The 3,155-nt window shown below is 62.3% G+C and carries 3 protein-coding genes; 2 read left to right on the top strand and 1 reads right to left on the bottom strand.

All coding sequences use genetic code 11. The features are described from left to right. The first annotated feature begins 735 nt into the window (after positions 1–735). Positions 736–951 (top strand): hypothetical protein, encoded by a 216-nt coding sequence (locus ACO1BU_RS36515; RefSeq protein WP_424140766.1) that lies wholly within the window; start codon positions 736–738, stop codon positions 949–951. A 430-nt stretch (positions 952–1,381) separates the two neighbouring features. Further along, on the top strand, positions 1,382–1,546 hold the full coding sequence (locus ACO1BU_RS36510; protein WP_424140765.1) for a hypothetical protein: 165 nt from the start codon (positions 1,382–1,384) through the stop codon (positions 1,544–1,546). Between the two features lie 1,391 nt (positions 1,547–2,937). Here ACO1BU_RS36510 and ACO1BU_RS36505 read toward each other — a convergent pair. Then, the coding region (locus ACO1BU_RS36505) for a transposase (RefSeq protein WP_424140764.1) at positions 2,938–3,155 on the bottom strand (218 nt) is incomplete at its 5' end.

The following is a 3,155-nucleotide window of genomic DNA, read 5'->3' as shown; positions in this document are numbered from 1 at the left end:
TGCAAAAAGACTGTCGTCCAGTAGGTTGTCTGGCTCATGTCAGCGCCCAGACGCAAACCGCCCCGCCGGTCAGGGGGGCGGCTAGGAGACTACTGTTAGTCGAACGGGCTCCATAACGGGCGATGGCGGCTTCAGTTGCTGCCGGGAGATGTGTGTAGTGTCCCAGGATGCAGGCACAATCTAGGTGCAGACGGCGATACTGATGAGCAAGATGGAGCCGGGGCCGACTTCCCGCTCGGCTTCCGCCGCTGCGGGCCTCCGACCGCCATTGTGATCTAACCTTCGCTGAACCCGTCCAGCCAAGCCTGCCGCAGCCAGGGAAGGCAATGAGAAAAATGGCAACTGGCGATGGAACTCCCTGACCTCCGCCCTTCCTGGCATCCCTGAACCGCCGCTTCAGCCATGGCGCCGATCAGAAAGACTTGGGCCTCGGCGTTTGTCGGGTAGTCGCCTGCGTCCACACGCGGCTTCTCACAAGAAAGGGATGAAAACGGCGGGTCTGATCGTAACGGGAGCGACCCCAGGGGGACCAGATTGCCGAGCCTACCTCCAGGCCCACCCGCACGCGTCATGGTGGAAACGACTCGACCGGAGTACGGGTTTCTGCGCCACCCACGTCCATTCGCGACGTCGGCTCGCCCTCATCCTGGGTTGGAAAAGCTGGGCCGAGGAGCGAAGCCAGGCCAGAGCTGGGTCGTTCTGGCGGAGGGGGAGCCAGCGCGAGGAGGCTCCGACATGCCGCCAGTCCGACGCCCTCCCTTTCCGGGAGTGCAGGAAGATCTTTTCGACCTCTGGCTGAAGCGCAGCCTGCACGAGAGGTTGGATCCGGTCCTCAACGAGGACGTTCCGGTAGAACTCCTGCGGATTGCCTGTGACAGCCGTTCCGAACGGGAGGAGATGAAGCGCTTCTGGATCGCATCTGAGGAGAGGCGGCGAGGATCCCTGTTGTAGACGGGGCCAGTCTGAAAGACAGTTCTCAGCCCGCTTCCCTACCCGGCGTCTCGGTCGGCAGCACGCGCCCGAAGCTTGCAGGTCGCCGTCGCCGTCCGCGCACTCAAGCGCATGTTCGAGTCCGGACATCCGGAGCATGTCCGCGTCGCGTGATCACGGACCGACCGGTGGGCCAGCGCGCCCTCAGATTGTTCGGTTCAACGCAGCCGTTCCGCAACGCAATACGACCCACAGGACTTAAGCGGAGTGGGTGAGCTGGCCGTTTTATCCAAGCCTGAATGGAAGTTTGGGTCGAGTGTATTCTGCACAGCAGAATTCAGAACAGGCAACCGAAAGTTGCGATGATCTTCCGATCGATGCGCTTGGGTTCGGTCACGCTTGGCTGGCCCAACTCCAGGTACATTCGAAAAGTACGAGAGACCGAGGACAAGTGTCCTGCCCTCCCCGCTCCGCCACGCCTAACCAGGAACTCCAGGCACTTGCCCACTCCGGCGACCTGCAGGAGCTTCTGGCTAGATGGACAAAGCTCGACCTGAACGGGCGCGATATGGTGTTGATGCTGATCCGCGCGATGGTGGAGGCGAAGCGACAATGACCCTTTCTCCCCGCCCGCTTGAGCCTAGTACGACGATCGCCATCTTGAAGGAGGTTCGGCGCCTGGTAGGCATGTGAGAGTACCTGACGCCCGAGGAACGGACTTTGACTTCGGCGCTACTCAGGATTCTAGATGGGGAGACCTCAGCCGCTGCCGGGTCTCTCGCCACCCCACTCCGGAAAGATCCGGACTAGCTCTCCATGGTAATCGAGGGCGAGCAGCTCTTGGCCACTTGGGCGAAGCTCGATCCGGGCAAGCGGCGCTTGGTACTAGCCCTGGTTAGGGCGGTGACGGAGGGGGAGCTGTGAGGTGTACGGGAACCGACCGGGATGCCACGCGGCCATTGCCAGAGACTGCGCGCGTGAGTCTGCCCCAGGTGTGAACCCGCCCTAACTGGCGTGCCTTCCTCCTTCCAATCTTCCTCACTTTGCCGGCAACTCCGAAAAAGAACTCGCCCGACGAAGGTTAGACCGCCGCACAAGGTAAACTGCTGCCTGAGGGGAAGTGTCCCATGCTCCGAGGGACACTGCCGGTATGCATAGGCACAGACCTGAGTTTTGACTGTTCTGCTGGCGTGGCCGATGCATCCTGTCTTTTCGACAGCGCCCCGGAAAAGAGCCCCGGCCGGATTGCTCCAGCCGCGCGGAGCAATCTCCAGAAACGCCCCTGCCTGAAAGGCAGCAGGGACCGAAGTTCGAAGGCCGCCTCTGCCTCGGGGTATGGTGCGATTTCCAAGCCGTTTCTCACTCCGCAACCGCGCCAGCGTCATGATCCCGGTCTAGGCCTTTTCCAAGCCGGGGCCGCGTCGGCCGCAGGTTGAACCTGACGTCCCAATGAACTACATCTGAGCAAGTTTTTTAGACCGATCGAGGGCGCGGAGATGGTGTCATGGCGGTTAGTCCCGGCTGCCCTTCTCGCCGGCTGCCTCCTGGTTACTGCACTCCCTGAGCGAGCTCACTGTGCGAAGGCGGAGCAGCGGGAGGCTCTAAAGGTTAGCCTTCTTCGGGCCTATCTTATGAATATTGCGATGTTCTGCAGTGAGGCGCACCGGCTACCTGAGGCTCTTGGGCCTCATATGCCGGAGGTACGCGCTGCGGAACGGACCAGCATCCAGCACTTCGGCTCAGTCGAGAACTTCCGGAGCTATATCTCCGGGCGCACGAAGCAGCAGATTGAGGCGCTTTCGAAGGCCGGACCACGCGTGTGTCCGTCCGCGCTCTCCATCTTTGACCGACTGCCTTCAGAGCCTGCTGTGGGTGCCCTGGCTGCACTTGCCGGCCGGCAGGACATAATTGTCTCCCTGCAGAAGGGCACTCACCCGTTCTGTCCCTCCGAGCAAGAGCAGCGCAGCTATCCCCCAGGCTGAGTGCCCCAGGTCGGCCTAGAGGGTGTTACGCACTGGCGGCGAGTTCTGCGGCGCGCCTGAGCAGTAGGATGGTGAAGGCGACGAGGTGCAGGCCCGCCAGCGTCTCGGGCAAGCGCTCATAGTCGCGGGCGAGCCGGCGGAAGCGGGTGAACCAGCCGAATGAGCGCTCCACTACCCATCGCCGGGGCAGGAGCACGAAGCCGCGCTTGGCTTCGGGCAGCCTGACGACCTCGAGCGCGATGC

The sequence above is a fragment of the Roseomonas chloroacetimidivorans genome (genome assembly GCF_049629625.1).
Lineage (GTDB): Bacteria > Pseudomonadota > Alphaproteobacteria > Acetobacterales > Acetobacteraceae > Roseomonas > Roseomonas chloroacetimidivorans.
Note: the sequence above shows the minus strand (reverse complement) of the source record. Positions and strands in the feature narration are given on the sequence as shown.

Coding starts and splice junctions, on each gene's coding strand:
- ACO1BU_RS36515 (WP_424140766.1), top strand. CDS start 736: ATGCCGCCAGTCCGACGCCCTCCCTTTCCGGGAGTGCAGGAAGATCTT.